The organism is Bacillus sp. D386 (assembly GCF_006346415.1).
Genome location: NZ_VEMV01000001.1, coordinates 332,022 through 349,310, shown reverse-complemented (window position 1 = coordinate 349,310; position 17,289 = coordinate 332,022). Strand labels below are relative to the sequence as shown.

Here is a 17,289-nt window from a genome sequence, read left to right as displayed (position 1 = left end):
TTAGCATAATTAATCTAAGATATTGATAGATTCACGTTCTATTAATTACCCGTTAGGAGAGAAGTAGCATGCGAGCAAGAGATTTATCAGTTTTAATAGCCGTCATAATGATTGTAGCCATGTTAATTATCCCTTTACCAACATGGTTGATAAGTTTTTTAATCATGGTCAATATTTCTCTTGCCTTATTAGTATTATTGACTTCAATGAATACACAGGAACCTTTGCAATTTTCTATTTTCCCTTCCTTACTGTTGCTCCTCACGTTATTTAGACTCGGCCTTAATATTTCTACGACTAGAGCAATCCTGACACACGGGGATGCCGGTGGAGTCGTTCATGTATTCGGTGACTTTGTAGTTGGCGGTCAAGTGATCGTTGGATTGGTCGTTTTCCTAATCTTAATCATTATTCAATTCATTGTCATTACAAAAGGGGCTGAACGTGTAGCAGAGGTGGCAGCCCGATTTACGCTTGATGCAATGCCAGGTAAACAAATGAGTATTGATGCCGATTTAAATGCCGGAATGATTTCTGAACAAGAGGCGAGAACCAGACGTGATAAGGTGTCGAGAGAAGCTGATTTTTTTGGTTCGATGGATGGTGCCAGCAAGTTTGTTAAAGGTGACGCCATAGCCAGTATTATTATTGTCTTAATCAACCTGATATTCGGAATGATTATCGGTGTTATGCAAATGGATTTATCATTTGGTGAGGCGGCTGTGAAATTTTCACTTTTATCTGTAGGGGACGGGATTGTCAGTCAGGTGCCAGCCTTACTGATTTCAACTGCGACAGGTATTATCGTGACGAGAGCAGCATCAGATGGCAATCTTGCTTCAGATATTACATCTCAGCTTTTTGCTTATCCACAAATGCTGTATATTGCTGCCGGAACTATTCTGTTATTAGGGCTTTTTACACCGATTAATAATTTTCTAACATTATTTATTTCTGGTCTATTGGCTTTGGGGGCTTATAAAGCTACATCTATTCAACAAAAAGAAAGCACTGTTTCTGAACTGGAACCAGATGATACCGCAGAAGCGGAAGAAATGAAAAGTCCGGAAAGCGTCATTAGTCTTCTCAGTATTGATCCGATTGAGTTTGAATTCGGTTATGGGTTAATTCCATTAGCGGATGCCAATCAGGGCGGAGACCTTTTGGACAGGGTGGTTATGATTCGCAGGCAGCTTGCTATTGAATTGGGTCTTGTTATACCCGTTGTAAGAATCAGAGATAATATTCAGCTTAAGCCTAATGAATATAGGCTGAAAATTAAAGGTGCTGAAATGGCCAGGGGTGAGCTTTTGTTAGATCACTATTTAGCGATGGCTCCAGGAATGGATGATGATTCTATTGAAGGAATTGATACGATAGAACCTTCCTTTGGGCTGCCGGCCAAGTGGATTACGGAAGAGACCAAGGAATATGCTGAAATGCTAGGCTATACCGTTGTGGATCCACCATCAGTTGTTTCCACACATATTACTGAAGTAATTAAAACAAATGCAGCTGATTTGATTGGGCGTCAGGAAACAAAACAATTAATTGAGCATCTCAGAGAGTCTGCACCAATTTTAATAGAAGAAGTTACGCCTAATCCTTTATCTGTAGGTGATATACAAAAAGTTCTGGCTAAATTATTGAGAGAAAAGGTCTCAATTAGGAACCTACCAGTTATTTTTGAAACCTTAGCTGATTTTGGAAGGATGACAAATGATACTGACATTTTAGCGGAATATGTTAGACAGGCACTTGCCCGTCAAATCACAAACCAATATGTAACGGGTGATAATTTAAAAGTGTTAACTCTTTCTGGAAGAGTTGAAAAAATCGTTGCCGACAGTGTTCAACAGACAGAACAAGGTAATTATCTATCGCTAGATCCGACTAACTCACAGAAAATCCTTGAATCAGTAGCAGGAAAGCTGGAGGAGCATGCCTTACTTGATCAGGCACCTGTATTGTTATGTTCACCAGCTGTAAGGATGTATGTGCGCCAGCTGACAGAGAGATATTTCCCGCAGCTTCCGGTGCTATCATATAACGAATTGGAAGCAAATATAGAGGTACAAAGTGTAGGGGTGGTGAATGCTGAATGAATGTGAAGAAGTTTACAGGGATATCCATGCAAGAAGTGATGAGTAAAATACGGGCGGAATTTGGAAATGATGCCGTCATATTAAATTCAAAAGTAGTCAATAGCAATGGTATTCTTGGTCTATTTAAAAAGAAATCATTTGAAGTGATTGCCGCATTGGATACCGATTCAGTGGAAAGTAAAAAAACAACATTCACGAAGGTAAATAAAGATACGATTCCATCCATAAAAAAGGAATCAATTGAACAACCTGTTCAATTTTCCAATTCAACAAAAAAAGATATCGATAACCCATCTAATGAAATACTTAAAAAATTGCACGATATGAAACAAATGTTATCACTAGAATCCAAATACAATCACTTTCCAGATCCATTAAGAGAATTACACCATCAGCTTGTTGTAATGGAGTTGGATAAGCATATAATCGACAAACTGTTGGAGTATCTATTGGGAAAATGGAGGAATAATCAAAGGTCTGCTGAAATAACTAAGGCGGACCTATCAGAGCTGGTCCATATCTACTTACTTGAACAATTAAAGAATTTTGCCGTTAATGGTGAGCAATTATTTAAGAGAAAATATATAAATATTGTAGGTCCGACTGGTGTTGGGAAAACCACTACAATTGCAAAAATTGCAGCTGAATATGTGATTAAGCATAATAAAAAAATTGCGTTCATCACTACGGACACCTATCGAATCGCAGCTATTGAACAATTGAAAACATATGCAGAGATATTGAGAGTACCAGTCGAAGTGGCGTATAACAGTGATGATTTTAAACAAGCTGCTGAGCGTTTTGCCCATTACGATCATGTATTTATAGATACAGCAGGCAGAAATTTTCGAAATCAGGAATTTGTTGAGGAACTTAAAGGGCTGATTGATTTTAATATCGATATGCTGACATATCTTGTCCTTTCCGCTACTTCCAAAGAGATTGATATGACAGCGATCTATAACCAGTTTTCCATAATACCCATTCACGGAGCTATTTTTACCAAATTAGATGAAACTGCCTATCATGGTTCCGTGGTGAATTTTATTCTTAAACATCATGTTCCAGTTATTTATATGACAAATGGACAAGATGTTCCCGATGATATTATTGCTGCCACCCCGGACAAAATTGTCAAAATGGTATGTGGAGGTCATTTATATGTATGACCAAGCGGAACTGCTTCGACAAAAGATACAATATAAAAAAGAAGAGCCATCTGCCAAAGTAATTGCAGTTGTAAGTGGAAAAGGCGGAGTCGGTAAATCCAATTTTTCATTAAATTTTTCAATTGGACTCGCTAAGCAAAATAAAAAAGTATTGATTATAGATATTGATGTAGGAATGGGAAATATCAATATCTTAATAGGCCAAACGGGCAGATATACAATAGCAAATCATTTTAATGAGGGGATCCCTCTAAGGATGGCTATTTCTGCTGGGCCTGAAGGAATCCATTATATTCCTGGGGGTACAGGTTTAACAAATTTTTTTAAAATGGATCAAAAACAATTTGCTCACTTTAGCCATCAATTTCAAAGCATTCTGGAAGAATATGATTTTATTATTTTGGATATGGGTGCGGGAATATCAGAACAATCCTTGCAATTTATCGTTTCTGCGAATGAATTGATTTATATTACAACACCAGAGCCAACGGCAATAACGGATGCTTATTCCATGATGAAATATCTTGTTAGCAGAACGGATGCACCGTTCTATCTTCTCTGTAACCGGGCTTCAAGCCGGAAAGAAGGCAATGAGGTCATTTTACGTTTAACGAGAGCTGCGCAACAGTTTTTACATAAAGAAATCGTGGCACTTGGGATTTTGCCAGATGATAAAACGGTACAAAAAGCAGTCATAAGACAAATTCCATTTATCCTCTTGAATTCTCGGGCTCCATCTAGTGAAGCACTAAACAAAATCATTGCTCAGTATATGGGAAGCGTGGATAAAGAGGGCAATTCACCTGCTTCGTTTATGAAAAAGATGAAGAATTTTCTTTTCGAAAGGCAGGCTTAAGATTTGGCTGCTATTAAAGTTCTAATCATTGAAGATTCACCTTTTATGAGAAAGTTGATAACTGAATTTTTACAAGAAGATGAACAAATTGAAGTGGTGGGCATTGCTAGAAATGGAGCAGATGGGCTTTTGAAAATGGAAAAGCTGAAACCTGATGTCATTACACTGGATATAGAAATGCCTGTAATGGACGGTATAACGACATTGCAGGTAATCATGGAAAAAAATCCAATGCCTGTGGTTATACTTTCCGGTACTAACAGATCGGGTGTAGATATGATTATGGAGAGCATGAAGCTTGGTGCAGTCAATTTTATCGAAAAGCCCTCTGGTTCATTTTCACAGGATTTACACAGAATTAAGAGTCTAATGATTCAGAAAGTGAAAGAGGCTGCCAAAGTAAATATGAGCGTGTTTGACCAAAATAATCGCCTGATGAATGTGCCGCCAATCGCTGAAATTTCACAGGAACTGAATCTGACTGAAAATGTCAAAGAAAAAAATACGGATGTTCCCTTGCAAAAAATTATTTGTATCGGAACCTCGACGGGAGGACCGCGAGCACTGTATACCGTATTGCCATTACTTAAAAAGATTACGGTACCTATTCTCATTGTACAGCATATGCCGGAAGGGTTTACAAAACACTTGGCTGAGAGACTAAATGAGTTGTCAGAAATAACTGTGAAGGAAGCTGAAGAGGGAGAAATTTTATGTAATGGAACAGCCTATATTGCACCTGGTGGATTTCATTTAAAAGCTTCAGTTCAAGCTGGTGTGCTGATTGCCAAATTGGATAAAACTAATTCCGTTAATGGCCACCGTCCATCGGTGGATGTCTTGTTTGATTCAGTTTCCGAACTGCCCCCTGTATACGAATGTGTAGCCGTTATTATGACAGGTATGGGATCAGATGGTACGAAGGGAATTATGAATTTAAGAAAGTTTAAAAAGTCCAGAATTATTGCTGAATCTGAAGAAACTTGTGTGGTCTATGGTATGCCAAAAGCGGCAATCGCTACGGGATTGGTGGATGAAATAATTCCTCTGGGTCATATAGCTGGAGTATTGAATGAAATTTGTAAGGGTGAGAGGTGAAGGTAAATGAGCTTGGATTTAGATCAATATTTAGAGGTTTTTATAGAAGAAAGCAAGGAACACTTACAAACTTGTAATGAACTATTATTGGAGCTCGAAAAAAATCCTGATGATGTCATGATTGTGCATGAAATTTTTAGGTCAGCCCATACATTAAAAGGAATGTCTGCGACAATGGGTTTTGATGATTTAGCACGATTAACTCATCAAATGGAAAATGTGTTGGATGAGATCCGAAATCAGCGAATAAAAGTTAATACCGACATTTTAGACATTGTATTTTTAGCTGTTGATGATTTGGAAGCAATGGTTTTATCGGTTGCAGATGGTGGAAACGGAAAAAGAGATGTCTCTTTAACAATAGAAAAATTAGAAAACATAGTAGCAGGTCAAATCGTTATGATAGGTTCTGCAGATAGAGAACATCCTGGTGCTCCGGTAGAAATGGAATCCCGTGCGGATATTTATGACGAATACGAATGGGCGGTCATGGAACAATCAATCGACCAAGGCTTTAAAGCTTACTCTGTTAAGGTGATTTTAAATGATGATTGTATCTTAAAAGCAGTCCGTGTTTTTATGGTTTATGAAATTTTTGCTGAACTGGGAGAAGTAATTAAGTCGGTTCCTCCCGTCGATGTTCTTGAGGAAGAAGATTTTGGGCAGGAGTTTACGGCAACGATCCTATCAAAACAATCTGCAATAGATATCGAACAGAGAATCTTAAAAGTATCAGAGCTTGAGTCTGTACGAGTTTCGCTGGTGCCGAATAAGACATCTAAGGATCAGGAATATAAAGCCACAAAGGATCTGGAAAATGCGAATCAGCTGCAGGTGCATTCAACAAAGCAGGTAAAGGGTAAGGAAGATGAAAAAGCTTCCTCTGTTAATACTGCAGTGGCTCATAGTAAGACGATACGGGTCAATATTGAGCGCCTTGACATATTAATGAATCTATTTGAAGAGTTAGTGATTGATCGCGGAAGACTCGAACAAATTTCGAAGGATTTAAAAGATGCAGAGCTGTTTGAAACAGTTGAACATATGACAAGAATTTCTGGTGATATGCAAACAATAATCCTAAATATGAGGATGGTACCAGTAGAAACAGTTTTTAATCGGTTTCCGCGTATGGTCAGGCAGCTTGCGCGTAATCTGAATAAACACATCCGTCTTGAAATTATTGGTGCGGAAACGGAGTTAGACCGGACTGTTATTGACGAAATTGGTGATCCTCTGCTGCATCTTTTACGAAACGCTTTGGATCATGGTATTGAAACACCGGAAGCTAGACGGGACAAGGGCAAGCCTGAAGAGGGTACAGTCATCCTGAAGGCTTATCATAGTGGCAACCACGTTTTTATAGAAATAGAAGATGATGGCGCTGGTATTAATACAGATGTGGTTGTAACAAAAGCAGTGGATAAAGGAATTATTACAGAAGAACAAGCTGAAATCATGACAGAACGTCAAAAAAACGAACTTCTTTTCGCTTCGGGTTTTTCCACAGCTAAGGAGATTTCTGATATATCAGGCCGGGGGGTTGGCTTAGATGTTGTGAAAAATACCATCGAATCTCTTGGTGGAAGTGTGTCTATTAATTCACGCCTAGGATATGGATCTATTTTTTCTGTGAAATTGCCACTTACCTTATCAATCATATCAGTCATGCTAGTTGAAGTTCAGGATGAAAAGTACGCAATTCCCTTATCTTCCATAATTGAAACGTATATCGTCCAAAGAGAAGAAGTATTAAGATCACATAATCAAGATGTCATTGACTTTAGAGGTAAGATTATCCCGCTCGTGTATCTGCATTCAATTCTTTCTATCCCTGTTTGTCGGGAGGAGGAAGACTTTTTGTCATTAGTAATTGTGCGTAATGGAGACAAGATGGCCGGGTTAGTTGTCAATTCATTCATTGGTCAGCAAGAAATCGTTTTAAAATCATTGGGTAATTACTTAAATTCTGTCTTCGCTGTTTCAGGAGCTACGATTCTCGGGGATGGTCAAGTTGCATTGATTATAGATTGCAATTCTCTTGTTAAGTAAGCAGGGCTGTAAGATAAGGAGGAGTTTATATGGCTGACAATGATAATAGACAGATGCAGAAAGTTATAGTCTTTGAGTTAGTGAATAAAGAATATGCAATACCTGTCGAGTATGTGCTGTCTATCGAAAAAGTATCAACTATTACAAGAGTTCCGGGTGTAGAACCCTTTGTGATGGGAGTAATTAATCTTAAAGGGACGATTACACCGATTATTGACCTTCGAATGCGGTTTGGCCTAGAGCAAAAAGAATATGATGAGTCTTCAAGGATTATCATTATTTCCTTTAATGAATTTGAAGTGGGATTGATTGTTGATTCAGCCAGGGATGTTTTAGAGTTTCCGGCTGATTTAATTGAACCGCAGCCTAAAGTTATCGGTATGCAGGAGATTGATTTTATAAATGGCGTTGTGAAGGTTGATAAACGTTTGTTGATATTAATCAAACTCGAACGAATTTTACAAGTACTTGGAACAACACAATCTATATAGGAAGAAGGCGGGCAGGACATGTCATATCTGGATTCCATAACACATCTCCAACTGGATACCTTAAAGGAAATTGGTAATATCGGTGCAGGTAATGCTGCGACTGCTTTATCTCTATTAGTGAACAAACCGGTTATGATGAGTGTCCCTTCCGTGAAAATTGCAACATTTGACGAAACAATGGAGCTTGCAGGAGGAGCGGATAATGTTGTAGCCAGTGTTTACATGAGAATAGAAGGTGACATCACCGGCAATATGTATTTTATCCTTTCTTTATCGCAGGCAACCAGATTTATTAACCAAATGACCGGTTCCAATCAATTTTCCTTTGATCATTCATTGGATGATGAAATTTCTTTATCTGCCCTGACAGAAATGGGCAATATTCTATCTGGCTCGTATTTATCTTCCTTGTCTGATTTTACTGGTATGAAAATATATCCTTCTGTTCCTGTGCTGGGGATTGATATGGTGGGAGCCTTGCTCGGGTATGGATTACTAGAATTTTCCCAAGTTGGCGATTATGCGATTATCATTGATACGGATTTTACCGAGTCTGATAGTAAGGAAGAAAAAGATGTAAATGGGCACTTTTTCTTACTGCCTGATCCTGAATCATTTGATACACTCTTTTCCACATTGGGAGTGAATATGGAATGAATCCTCGTCACGAACAGGAAATTATCCGCGTTGGAATTGCAGATATGAATTTTGCTTATAAGGGTTCCATTATTAGAACAGCCGGTCTTGGATCTTGTGTTGGTGTTGTCCTTTACTGCCCATCTCAACAGATAGCAGGAATGGTTCATGTTATGCTGCCGGATTCCTCACTTGCCAGAGGTAAAACATTTAATAAAGCAAAATATGCAGATACTGCAATACCAGAGCTTATTAAACAATTCAAGAATAAGGGAATAAAAAGTCAATTGCTCAAGGCAAAACTTGCAGGTGGAGCGCAAATGTTTCAATTCAGTTCAGGAAGTGATCTGATGAGAATCGGACCGCGAAATGTAGATGCTGTGAAAATTCAGCTTATGGAAAATCATATCCAGATAATTGCTGAAGATGTTGGCGGAAACAGTGGAAGAACAATTGAATTTAATCCGATTACAAGTATATTGCACATTCGTACGGTTAATCAGGGTTCCTGCTCTATTTAAGTTTTCATTCGGTAAAGAGCGAAATTAAGGGAAATTTGTCGGATGTATATCTGTTGTTTTTTGTTATAATTTAATTACCATAATAAACCAACTAAGGGGAGGGTCAAAATGTCTCAAGTGAATACCGGTGAAGAACAGACGTATTGGCATAAATGGCTTGAAGGCCGGGACGCGCAGGCTGGAGACATATTGGCAAAAAAATACTTGCCATTGGTCAGTTATCATGTACAACGAATTTCAGTGAATCTGCCTAAAAATGTGAATAGAGATGATATAAGAAGTTTAGCGAATATGGGTCTATTTGATGCTTTAGAAAAATTCGACCCATCCCGTGATTTAAAATTTGAGACCTATGCTTCCTTTCGAATTAGGGGAGCCATTATAGATGGATTGCGTAAAGAAGATTGGTTGCCAAGAAGTACGAGAGAAAAAGCAAAATTAATAGATTCGACTATAGAAGCGTTAGAGCAGAAGAATATGCGTAATATCACACCTGTTGAAATTGCCGAAGAATTAGGGATTACAGAGGATGAGGTTGTCAAAATCACGAATGAGAATTTCTTTTCCAATATTTTATCAATGGATGAACAGCCGCATGATACTCACTCGGAACAGGAAGCGCAATCGTATACAGTGAAAGACGAGCGCATGCTATCTCCTGAAGAAGCCCTTGTTAAAAAAGAATTGCTCAAAGAGATGGGAGACCTCATTCATAGGCTAAGTGAAAAAGAACAATTAGTGTTGGACTTATTTTATCGGCAGGAGCTGACTCTTACAGAGATCGGCTACATTTTGAAGCTATCGACTTCGAGAATTTCACAAATACATTCACGTGCACTATTTAAATTAAAAGAGTTATTAGCAAAAACAATCTACCGCTAAAGCTATTGGTTTGGGAGTGGAATAATGGATTTTCCATATAAACTAGAGGTTTCCCAAGATAAAATGAAGGCCTGGATTATACCTATAGGGAATCAGGCACAATCGGTTTCTGATAGACAAATAGATGAATGGCTTGTTTCTTTGCCGATTATCTTTGGCATAAAAAAGGAAACAAAAGTACATTTACTGAATACGGAGCAGGTTGTTTTTCCTTTATTGATTGCTGAAGGGAAATTACCGGAAAACGGACAGGATGGAGAATTAAAACTCGAATATACAAAGGGAATAGACACAGGGGAGCAACCGTTTAACTTCCGAAATGTAATGGATATCCCATCCATCTCTACAGGAGATAAAATTGCGGCTGCATCTCAACCAACTTATGGTCTATTTGGAATGGATATTTTCGGAAATGAAATCAAACCGAAACTAGGCAAAAGAGCCGTCTATAAATTGGGACCCAATGTCATTGAACATGAATCAAGCCTCTATTCAACGATTAACGGACAAATCAGTATAGTAGGTCATACTATACAGGTTAATCCTGTTTTTTATGTAAAAGGAGATTTGAGCCTGGAGGTAGGCAATATTGATTTTGTTGGAAATGTGTATATTGAGGGCAATATACCCGTCGGTTATACGATTTCGTGCGGTGGCGATTTAAAAGTTTTCGGTATGATTGAGGGATCAGACATTAATGTTGGCGGCTCGGTTATTGTCAAGGGCGGAATTACTGGGGAAAAGAATTGCAGTATTCGAACAGGCGGAGATCTATACGCCTTATACATAAACTATGCAAATGTAATATCAAGCGGTAATATCATTATTCAACATGCTATTCTCCATAGTTTTGTAACTTCCATGAAATCTGTAACCTGTAAAAAAGGACATCTAATAGGCGGAGTTTTAAGGGCTGGCAAGAGAGTGGAACTGATGGATGCAGGGAATTTACACTATACACGTACTGAAATACATATCGGAAATAATGATGCAATTGAAATGATTAAGCAGGATTTGGATTCTCGTTATCAAAAAATGCAAAAAACACTCTCGAAACTCTCGTATATAGCTGTGAAGCTTGAAGAAAAAACAAGGTTATCGAATGACAAAAAGGATGCTCTTTTGCTGGAAAAACAAAGGAAAACAAAAGATTTTTTAGTGGATGAAATGAAAAAACTTAAGCAAGAGAGATTAATGTTAGATTATGAGCTGCAAATCGATGAGGAATTAATTATTAACGGTGCATGCTACCCTAATCTTTATATAAAAATGGGTAAGTATAGCATGCCTCTGAATCAAAATTACCAGTCAGTGAGATTTACTGATAAGGGAAACGAGATATCTGTTTATCCGCTCTAAAAGGGGGCAATGAATCATGAGTTTAAAAGCGATTGAATTGCAAGTTGCAATACCCAGAACGCAGGATGCAGGTAAAATCCAGGAGCTGTTGCAGAATCGTAGTCAACAACTGATTGAGCATGCTTCCGAACAGGAAAAAAAGAGTACAAGAGCAAAAAATGAAACAGTACTTAGGCAAGAAAAGAATAGCTCGGTTGATTGGAATAATCATTCCAAGGGCCGGCAGCAGGAAAAACGGCGGCAGAATGATGAATCTACTAAAAATCATTCTGCCTTTTCGCAAGCAGAAACCCAACCTTATAAGGGAAAGAGAATAGATTTTTCGGGATAAGAGGAGACAAAATGACATTTATACTCATAGTAAGCATCATGGTCAATATGGTGGCTGTTTTAGCAATTGTTATCCTTTATTTGAGGCAGAATCGTCTTATTCAATTCGAGAAGGAATGTAAAGAATATCAAAAAGAAGTTGAGGAACTAATCCATACGTTTATAATCGAAATGAAGGAAGAAAACGATGAAATTAAACAGTTGTTTGTGGGTGATACTGGTAAGATATCACGCACTGAAGGACCTCGAAAGCTATCTGATCAAGAAGAGAAAATAGATCACACTATGACAGGGTTACCAAATGGATATAGACAGCAGAGTGCACGGAATGCCTACGAAAATACGAGCCGGCAATCCGTTACGAATCATCTTAAGGAAGAAAAAACGGAATCAGATGTTATCGACCAAGATTTAGAACGAGTCCCTATATTGGCTGAGGCCCAGAATATGAAGAATCAAGGGAAAACAATTGAGGAAATTGCAAAAAAAATGGGCCGTGGCAAAACAGAAATTGACCTTTTATTTAAATTAAATCAAAAGTAAAGTAAAAAGACTTGATTGTATGCTGAGATTATGCTATATTATGACATGGTGTTAATACACACGCTTGAGGATTTGGACTGATCGTGCTGTAAACCTACAGTTTCAGCCTGAAAATGATTTGAGCGGAGGAAAAACAAAATATAGGAGGAACAAACATGTCTGTAATTTCAATGAAACAACTGCTTGAAGCAGGTGTACACTTCGGGCACCAAACTCGTCGTTGGAACCCAAAAATGAAAAAATATATTTTCACGGAGCGTAATGGTATCTACATTATTGACCTTCAAAAAACGGTTAAAAAAGTAGAAGAAGCTTATAACTTCGTAAGAGACTTGGCTGCTGATGGCGGTACTATGCTTTTCGTTGGTACTAAAAAGCAAGCTCAAGATTCTGTAAAAGAAGAAGCTGGCCGTGCTGGTATGTACTATGTTAACCAACGTTGGTTAGGTGGTACATTAACAAACTTCGTAACAATTCAAAAACGTATTGCACGTCTTAAAGAAATCGAAAAAATGGAAGAAAACGGAACATTTGAAGTTCTTCCTAAAAAAGAAGTTATTCAATTGAAAAAAGAACAAGAGCGTCTTGAAAAATTCTTAGGCGGTATCAAGGATATGAAACAAATCCCTGATGCATTGTTCATCATTGACCCACGTAAAGAGCGTATCGCTGTTGCGGAAGCTCATAAATTGAATATTCCAATCGTAGGTATCGTTGATACAAACTGTGATCCGGATGAAATCGATTATGTAATCCCTGCAAACGATGATGCAATCCGTGCTGTTAAATTGCTTACTGGTAAAATGGCTGATGCTATCCTTGAAGGTAAACAAGGTGAAGAAACAGCTCCAGTTGCAGAAGAAACAGTAGTTGAAGAAACTGTTGAAGCAGAAGAAGCAACTACAGTTGAAAATGCTTAATTGATTTTTTAAAGGTGATAAGAGGACAGTGCCTTTTATCACCTTTTTTTGAAATAAAATAGAGTGGTGTATACGGATTCGCACACTGCTACATACTGATTTTATCGGATGATATAAAGGAGGAAGACCAAATGGCTATTACTGCTCAAATGGTTAAAGAATTACGTGAAAAAACTGGTGCAGGTATGATGGACTGCAAAAAAGCACTACAAGAAACAAGCGGTGACATGGATAAAGCAATCGATTACCTTCGTGAAAAAGGTATTGCGAAAGCGGCTAAAAAAGGCGATCGTATTGCTGCTGAAGGTTTAACTTCTATCGTTGTTGAAGGCGATAAAGCAGTTATCCTTGAAGTAAATGCTGAAACAGATTTCGTTGCTAAAAATGAAGCATTCCAAACTCTTGTAAAAGAATTGGCTGCACATCTTTTAACAAATGAACCTGCAAATGTTGAGGAAGCTTTAACTCAAACAATGACTAACGGTGCAACTGTTGCTGACCACATCAATGCTGCTATTGCAAAAATTGGTGAGCGCATCACTCTTCGTCGTTTTGAAATCAAAACAAAACCTGAAAACGGAGCTTTCGGAGCTTACATCCACCAAGGCGGACGTATCAGCGTATTAACTATCGTTGAAGGTACAACTGAAGAAGCGGTTGCGAAAGATGTTTCTATGCACATCGCTGCTTTAAACCCTAAATACGTATCACGTGACCAAGTTACTGCTGAAGAAGTTGAACATGAGCGTCAAGTTCTAACACAACAAGCATTAAACGAAGGAAAACCTGAAAAAATCGTTGCGAAAATGGTTGAAGGCCGTCTAGGTAAATATTTTGAAGAAATTTGTGTACTGGATCAAACATTCGTTAAAAATCCAGATCAAAAAGTTGGTCAATTTGTACAAGCAAATGGCGCTACAATCGTTGAGTTCGTACGTTACGAAGTAGGAGAAGGTATCGAGAAGAAACAAGATAACTTCGCTGAAGAAGTAATGAGCCAAATTAAAAAAGACTAATCTAATTACATGTGTATAGCATAAAAATAGGGGACACGTTGTGTTCCCTATTTTTCAAGAATACATTTCCTTAAAATAAACAGAGTATTAGATGAGGATATCGACTATTAAAGCTTGTGATAGATCGATAACTAATGACGGTGGAGGTTACTATGAGCAGCGTAAAGTATAAAAGAGTTGTATTAAAGTTAAGTGGAGAGGCACTTGCCGGTGCTCAAGGATTTGGGATTGACCCAACCATAATTTTTTCAGTTGCTAAACAAGTGAAAGAAGTTGCGGAGCTTGGTGTAGAAGTCGCAGTAGTGGTTGGTGGCGGAAATATTTGGCGCGGTAAAACAGGCAGTGAACTTGGAATGGACCGTGCAACTGCCGATTATATGGGAATGCTTGCAACAGTCATGAATTCACTTGCGCTTCAGGATAGTTTGGAACAACAAGGGATTGAGACACGTGTCCAAACATCTATTGAAATGAGACAAGTAGCTGAGCCTTATATCCGTCGCAGAGCAATCCGCCATTTAGAGAAAACACGTGTGGTTATCTTTGCTGCAGGTACTGGAAATCCGTATTTCTCTACAGATACGACAGCAGCTTTACGGGCTGCCGAAATAGAAGCAGATGTCATTCTCATGGGTAAAAATAATGTTGATGGTGTATATAGTGCAGACCCTGTATTAGATAGCAGTGCCGTAAAATATGATGAACTTTCTTATCTTGATTTAATTAAGGATGGTTTATCTGTAATGGACTCCACAGCATCATCTTTATGTATGGATAATGACATTCCACTAATTGTCTTCTCAATAATGGAAGAAGGAAATATTAAACGTGCCGTTATGGGTGAAACTATAGGTACTATTGTTAGGGGGAAAGAATAATGGCAAAACAAGTTATAGACAATACGAAGGAAAAGATGAATAAAGGAATTCAGGCATTCTCCAGAGAATTAGCCTCTATCCGTGCAGGTCGTGCTAGTGCATCCCTTTTAGACAGATTGACTGTAAATTATTATGGAGCACCTACACCTGTAAATCAGCTTGGGTCAATCAGCGTTCCGGAAGCTCGTATGCTGGTTATTACACCTTATGACAAAACCATTCTTGGTGATATTGAAAAGGCAATTCTGAAATCTGATCTTGGACTTAACCCAGTGAACGATGGTAATATTATTCGTTTAAGTGTTCCTGCACTAACTGAAGAACGTCGTCGTGACCTTGTTAAACAAGTGAAGAAGGAAGCTGAAGAAGCGAAAGTTGCGATTCGTAATGTACGCCGTGATGGTAATGATGACCTTAAAAAGCTTGAGAAAAACGGGGAAATTACAGAAGATGCACTTCGTGGATATTCTGATGACGTTCAAAAAATGACGGATGATCATATCGCAAAAATCGATGCTCTTGCTAAAGATAAAGAAAAGGAAATCATGGAAGTTTGATTTTTATATCATAAAGCCCCTTTTATCTAAAGGGGCTTTTTTGTTACACCTAGTATGTATTAGGTGACGAAATTATATAATAACAGAATCATACAGTGTGTCCAAAAAGGTTAACTGTTAGAAATCCATAAAACTGCCAGGAAACAAACATACAAACAGAAATGTTTGTGACAATTAAATGTGGTATGATAGGTTATGGAATTTGTACTAAGGCTAAATGATCAAATATACATAAGCAGGGAAGATTAATTCCTTTTGGAGGAAATAACATGTTTGGATGGAAGATAGTTAAGAAAAAAGGGAAACAGTATTCTATACCAGAAAGAATAGAAAAGGTAAAACAAAATAAAATACCAGACCATATTGCCATTATTATGGATGGGAATGGCCGGTGGGCAAGAAAAAGAGCACTGCCAAGAGTAGCTGGACATCATGAGGGTATGAAGGTCGTGCGTAAAACGACTAAATTAGCTAATGAATTGGGAGTTAAGGTTTTAACGGTTTATGCCTTTTCAACTGAGAATTGGAAACGTCCAAAAGATGAAGTGGATTATTTGTTAAAATTACCCGAAGAATTTCTAGGAACGTTTTTGCCGGAATTAATGAAAGAAAACGTTAGGGTTCAAATTATGGGTGATCAAAAGAGACTGCCTTTGCATACTGTCAATGCAGTCACTACAGCATTAGATCAAACTAAAGATAATGATGGTCTAATTTTAAATTTCGCTCTTAATTATGGAAGCCGTGCAGAAATCCTCGAAGGTGTAAAAAAAGCCGCAGCTGATATGAAAGATGGTCGTTTGGAAGAAAGCGATTTGACAGAAGAACGATTCTCTGAGTATTTGATGACCAATCAGCTGATGGATCCGGATTTATTAATCAGAACGAGCGGCGAAATTCGACTGAGCAACTTTATGTTATGGCAATTAGCCTATACGGAGTTTTATTTTACAGATGTATTGTGGCCGGACTTCAATGACCATGAATTGCTCAATGCAATTGAAGAATTCCAGGGCAGATCGAGAAGATACGGCGGCGTATAATGAGGAAGGCAGGGGTTTTAGGATGAAACAAAGAATCATTACTGCGATAGTCGCGATTGCATTATTTTTACCGATATTAATTTATGGAAATATTCCGTTTCTTATTTTAATCTATGCGATGGCGACAATTGGATTATATGAACTACTTAAGATGAAGAAAATGCCGCTAATGACGATATCATCGTTACTATCGTTTTTATTAGTATGGGTTTTATTGATACCTGATCGTTACAGTAGTTTCTTTGATATGATTCAATACGATAAAATGGATATAGTTATTATCATTGCATTTTTGTTATTAGTGATTACGGTAATTTCTAAAAATGCTTTTACGTTTGATGATGCGGCTTTTCTATTGTTGTCTTCTCTATACATAGGTGTAGCTTTTTATTACTTTTTTGGGACAAGAGATGTTGAGAATGGCCTCTTAACGATACTTTTTGTATTAATTACGATTTGGGTTACTGATTCAGGTGCCTATTTTGTAGGGCGATCTTTAGGAAAACGAAAGCTTTGGCCGGAAATCAGCCCAAATAAAACAGTAGAAGGATTCCTTGGTGGAGTTGGAAGTGCATTAGTTGTTGCAATTCTGTTCTATTTTTTCTCTAATTTGGACTACAATATAAGTAAGCTGATTATAATGGCATTATTAATTTCGATTTTTGGGCAGTTGGGTGATCTTGTACAATCTGCATATAAAAGGCATTATGGTGTTAAGGATTCCGGTAATATCTTACCGGGACATGGAGGAATTTTGGACAGATTTGATAGTTTGATTTTTATTCTTCCCATATTGCACTTCTTCATTTTTTAAACGTAACTATACAATTGCT

At 37.9% G+C, this 17,289-nt stretch carries 18 protein-coding genes; all 18 read left to right on the top strand.

Annotated features, from left to right (window positions below; translation table 11 throughout):
- The first annotated feature begins 68 nt into the window (after positions 1 to 68).
- Positions 69 to 2,105, top strand: a complete 2,037-nt coding sequence (flhA, locus tag FHY45_RS01635; protein ID WP_066100412.1) for a flagellar biosynthesis protein FlhA — start codon at positions 69 to 71, stop codon at positions 2,103 to 2,105.
- Positions 2,102 to 3,274: a flagellar biosynthesis GTPase FlhF gene (flhF, locus tag FHY45_RS01630; protein ID WP_139891237.1), complete on the top strand. Its 1,173-nt coding sequence runs from the start codon at positions 2,102 to 2,104 to the stop codon at positions 3,272 to 3,274. Before flhA ends, flhF begins: the two co-directional genes overlap by 4 nt.
- Positions 3,267 to 4,130, top strand: a complete 864-nt coding sequence (locus FHY45_RS01625; protein WP_066100404.1) for a MinD/ParA family protein — start codon at positions 3,267 to 3,269, stop codon at positions 4,128 to 4,130. The genes flhF and FHY45_RS01625 overlap by 8 nt, the downstream gene beginning before the upstream one ends.
- 3 nt (positions 4,131 to 4,133) lie before the next feature.
- Complete coding sequence (locus FHY45_RS01620) at positions 4,134 to 5,228, top strand: protein-glutamate methylesterase/protein-glutamine glutaminase (RefSeq protein WP_139891236.1); 1,095 nt, start codon at positions 4,134 to 4,136, stop codon at positions 5,226 to 5,228.
- A gap of 12 nt (positions 5,229 to 5,240) precedes the next feature.
- A complete protein-coding gene (locus FHY45_RS01615) occupies positions 5,241 to 7,280 on the top strand; it encodes a chemotaxis protein CheA (RefSeq protein WP_139891558.1) in 2,040 nt (679 codons plus the stop codon).
- 29 nt (positions 7,281 to 7,309) lie between these two features.
- Positions 7,310 to 7,771 (top strand): chemotaxis protein CheW, encoded by a 462-nt coding sequence (locus FHY45_RS01610; RefSeq protein WP_139891235.1) that lies wholly within the window; start codon positions 7,310 to 7,312, stop codon positions 7,769 to 7,771.
- Positions 7,772 to 7,789: 18 nt separating this feature from the next.
- Positions 7,790 to 8,428, top strand: coding sequence for a chemotaxis protein CheC (locus FHY45_RS01605; protein WP_139891234.1), 639 nt, complete (start codon positions 7,790 to 7,792; stop codon positions 8,426 to 8,428).
- Positions 8,425 to 8,928, top strand: coding sequence for a chemotaxis protein CheD (locus FHY45_RS01600; protein ID WP_066100389.1), 504 nt, complete (start codon positions 8,425 to 8,427; stop codon positions 8,926 to 8,928). Before FHY45_RS01605 ends, FHY45_RS01600 begins: the two co-directional genes overlap by 4 nt.
- Before the next feature lie 108 nt (positions 8,929 to 9,036).
- Positions 9,037 to 9,810, top strand: coding sequence for a FliA/WhiG family RNA polymerase sigma factor (locus FHY45_RS01595; RefSeq protein ID WP_139891233.1), 774 nt, complete (start codon positions 9,037 to 9,039; stop codon positions 9,808 to 9,810).
- Between the two features lie 24 nt (positions 9,811 to 9,834).
- Positions 9,835 to 11,169 (top strand): flagellar assembly protein A, encoded by a 1,335-nt coding sequence (locus FHY45_RS01590; RefSeq protein ID WP_139891232.1) that lies wholly within the window; start codon positions 9,835 to 9,837, stop codon positions 11,167 to 11,169.
- A 16-nt stretch (positions 11,170 to 11,185) separates the two neighbouring features.
- Positions 11,186 to 11,500 carry a hypothetical protein gene (locus FHY45_RS01585; protein WP_066100375.1) on the top strand — a complete coding sequence of 105 codons (315 nt, stop codon included), beginning with the start codon at positions 11,186 to 11,188 and terminating at the stop codon, positions 11,498 to 11,500.
- Between the two features lie 11 nt (positions 11,501 to 11,511).
- A complete protein-coding gene (locus tag FHY45_RS01580) occupies positions 11,512 to 12,042 on the top strand; it encodes a hypothetical protein (RefSeq protein WP_066100372.1) in 531 nt (176 codons plus the stop codon).
- 155 nt (positions 12,043 to 12,197) lie between these two features.
- Positions 12,198 to 12,962: a 30S ribosomal protein S2 gene (rpsB, locus tag FHY45_RS01575; RefSeq protein WP_066100370.1), complete on the top strand. Its 765-nt coding sequence runs from the start codon at positions 12,198 to 12,200 to the stop codon at positions 12,960 to 12,962.
- 131 nt (positions 12,963 to 13,093) lie between these two features.
- The gene (gene tsf / locus FHY45_RS01570) at positions 13,094 to 13,978 is read left to right on the top strand and encodes a translation elongation factor Ts (protein ID WP_066100367.1); all 885 of its coding nucleotides are present in this window, start codon (positions 13,094 to 13,096) and stop codon (positions 13,976 to 13,978) included.
- 152 nt (positions 13,979 to 14,130) lie between these two features.
- Positions 14,131 to 14,856: a UMP kinase gene (pyrH, locus tag FHY45_RS01565; protein ID WP_139891231.1), complete on the top strand. Its 726-nt coding sequence runs from the start codon at positions 14,131 to 14,133 to the stop codon at positions 14,854 to 14,856.
- Positions 14,856 to 15,413, top strand: coding sequence for a ribosome recycling factor (frr, locus tag FHY45_RS01560; RefSeq protein ID WP_139891230.1), 558 nt, complete (start codon positions 14,856 to 14,858; stop codon positions 15,411 to 15,413). Before pyrH ends, frr begins: the two co-directional genes overlap by 1 nt.
- A gap of 269 nt (positions 15,414 to 15,682) precedes the next feature.
- On the top strand, positions 15,683 to 16,456 hold the full coding sequence (locus FHY45_RS01555; protein WP_139891229.1) for an undecaprenyl pyrophosphate synthase: 774 nt from the start codon (positions 15,683 to 15,685) through the stop codon (positions 16,454 to 16,456).
- 22 nt (positions 16,457 to 16,478) lie between these two features.
- Positions 16,479 to 17,270 carry a phosphatidate cytidylyltransferase gene (locus tag FHY45_RS01550; RefSeq protein WP_139891228.1) on the top strand — a complete coding sequence of 264 codons (792 nt, stop codon included), beginning with the start codon at positions 16,479 to 16,481 and terminating at the stop codon, positions 17,268 to 17,270.
- The last annotated feature ends 19 nt before the right edge of the window (positions 17,271 to 17,289 follow it).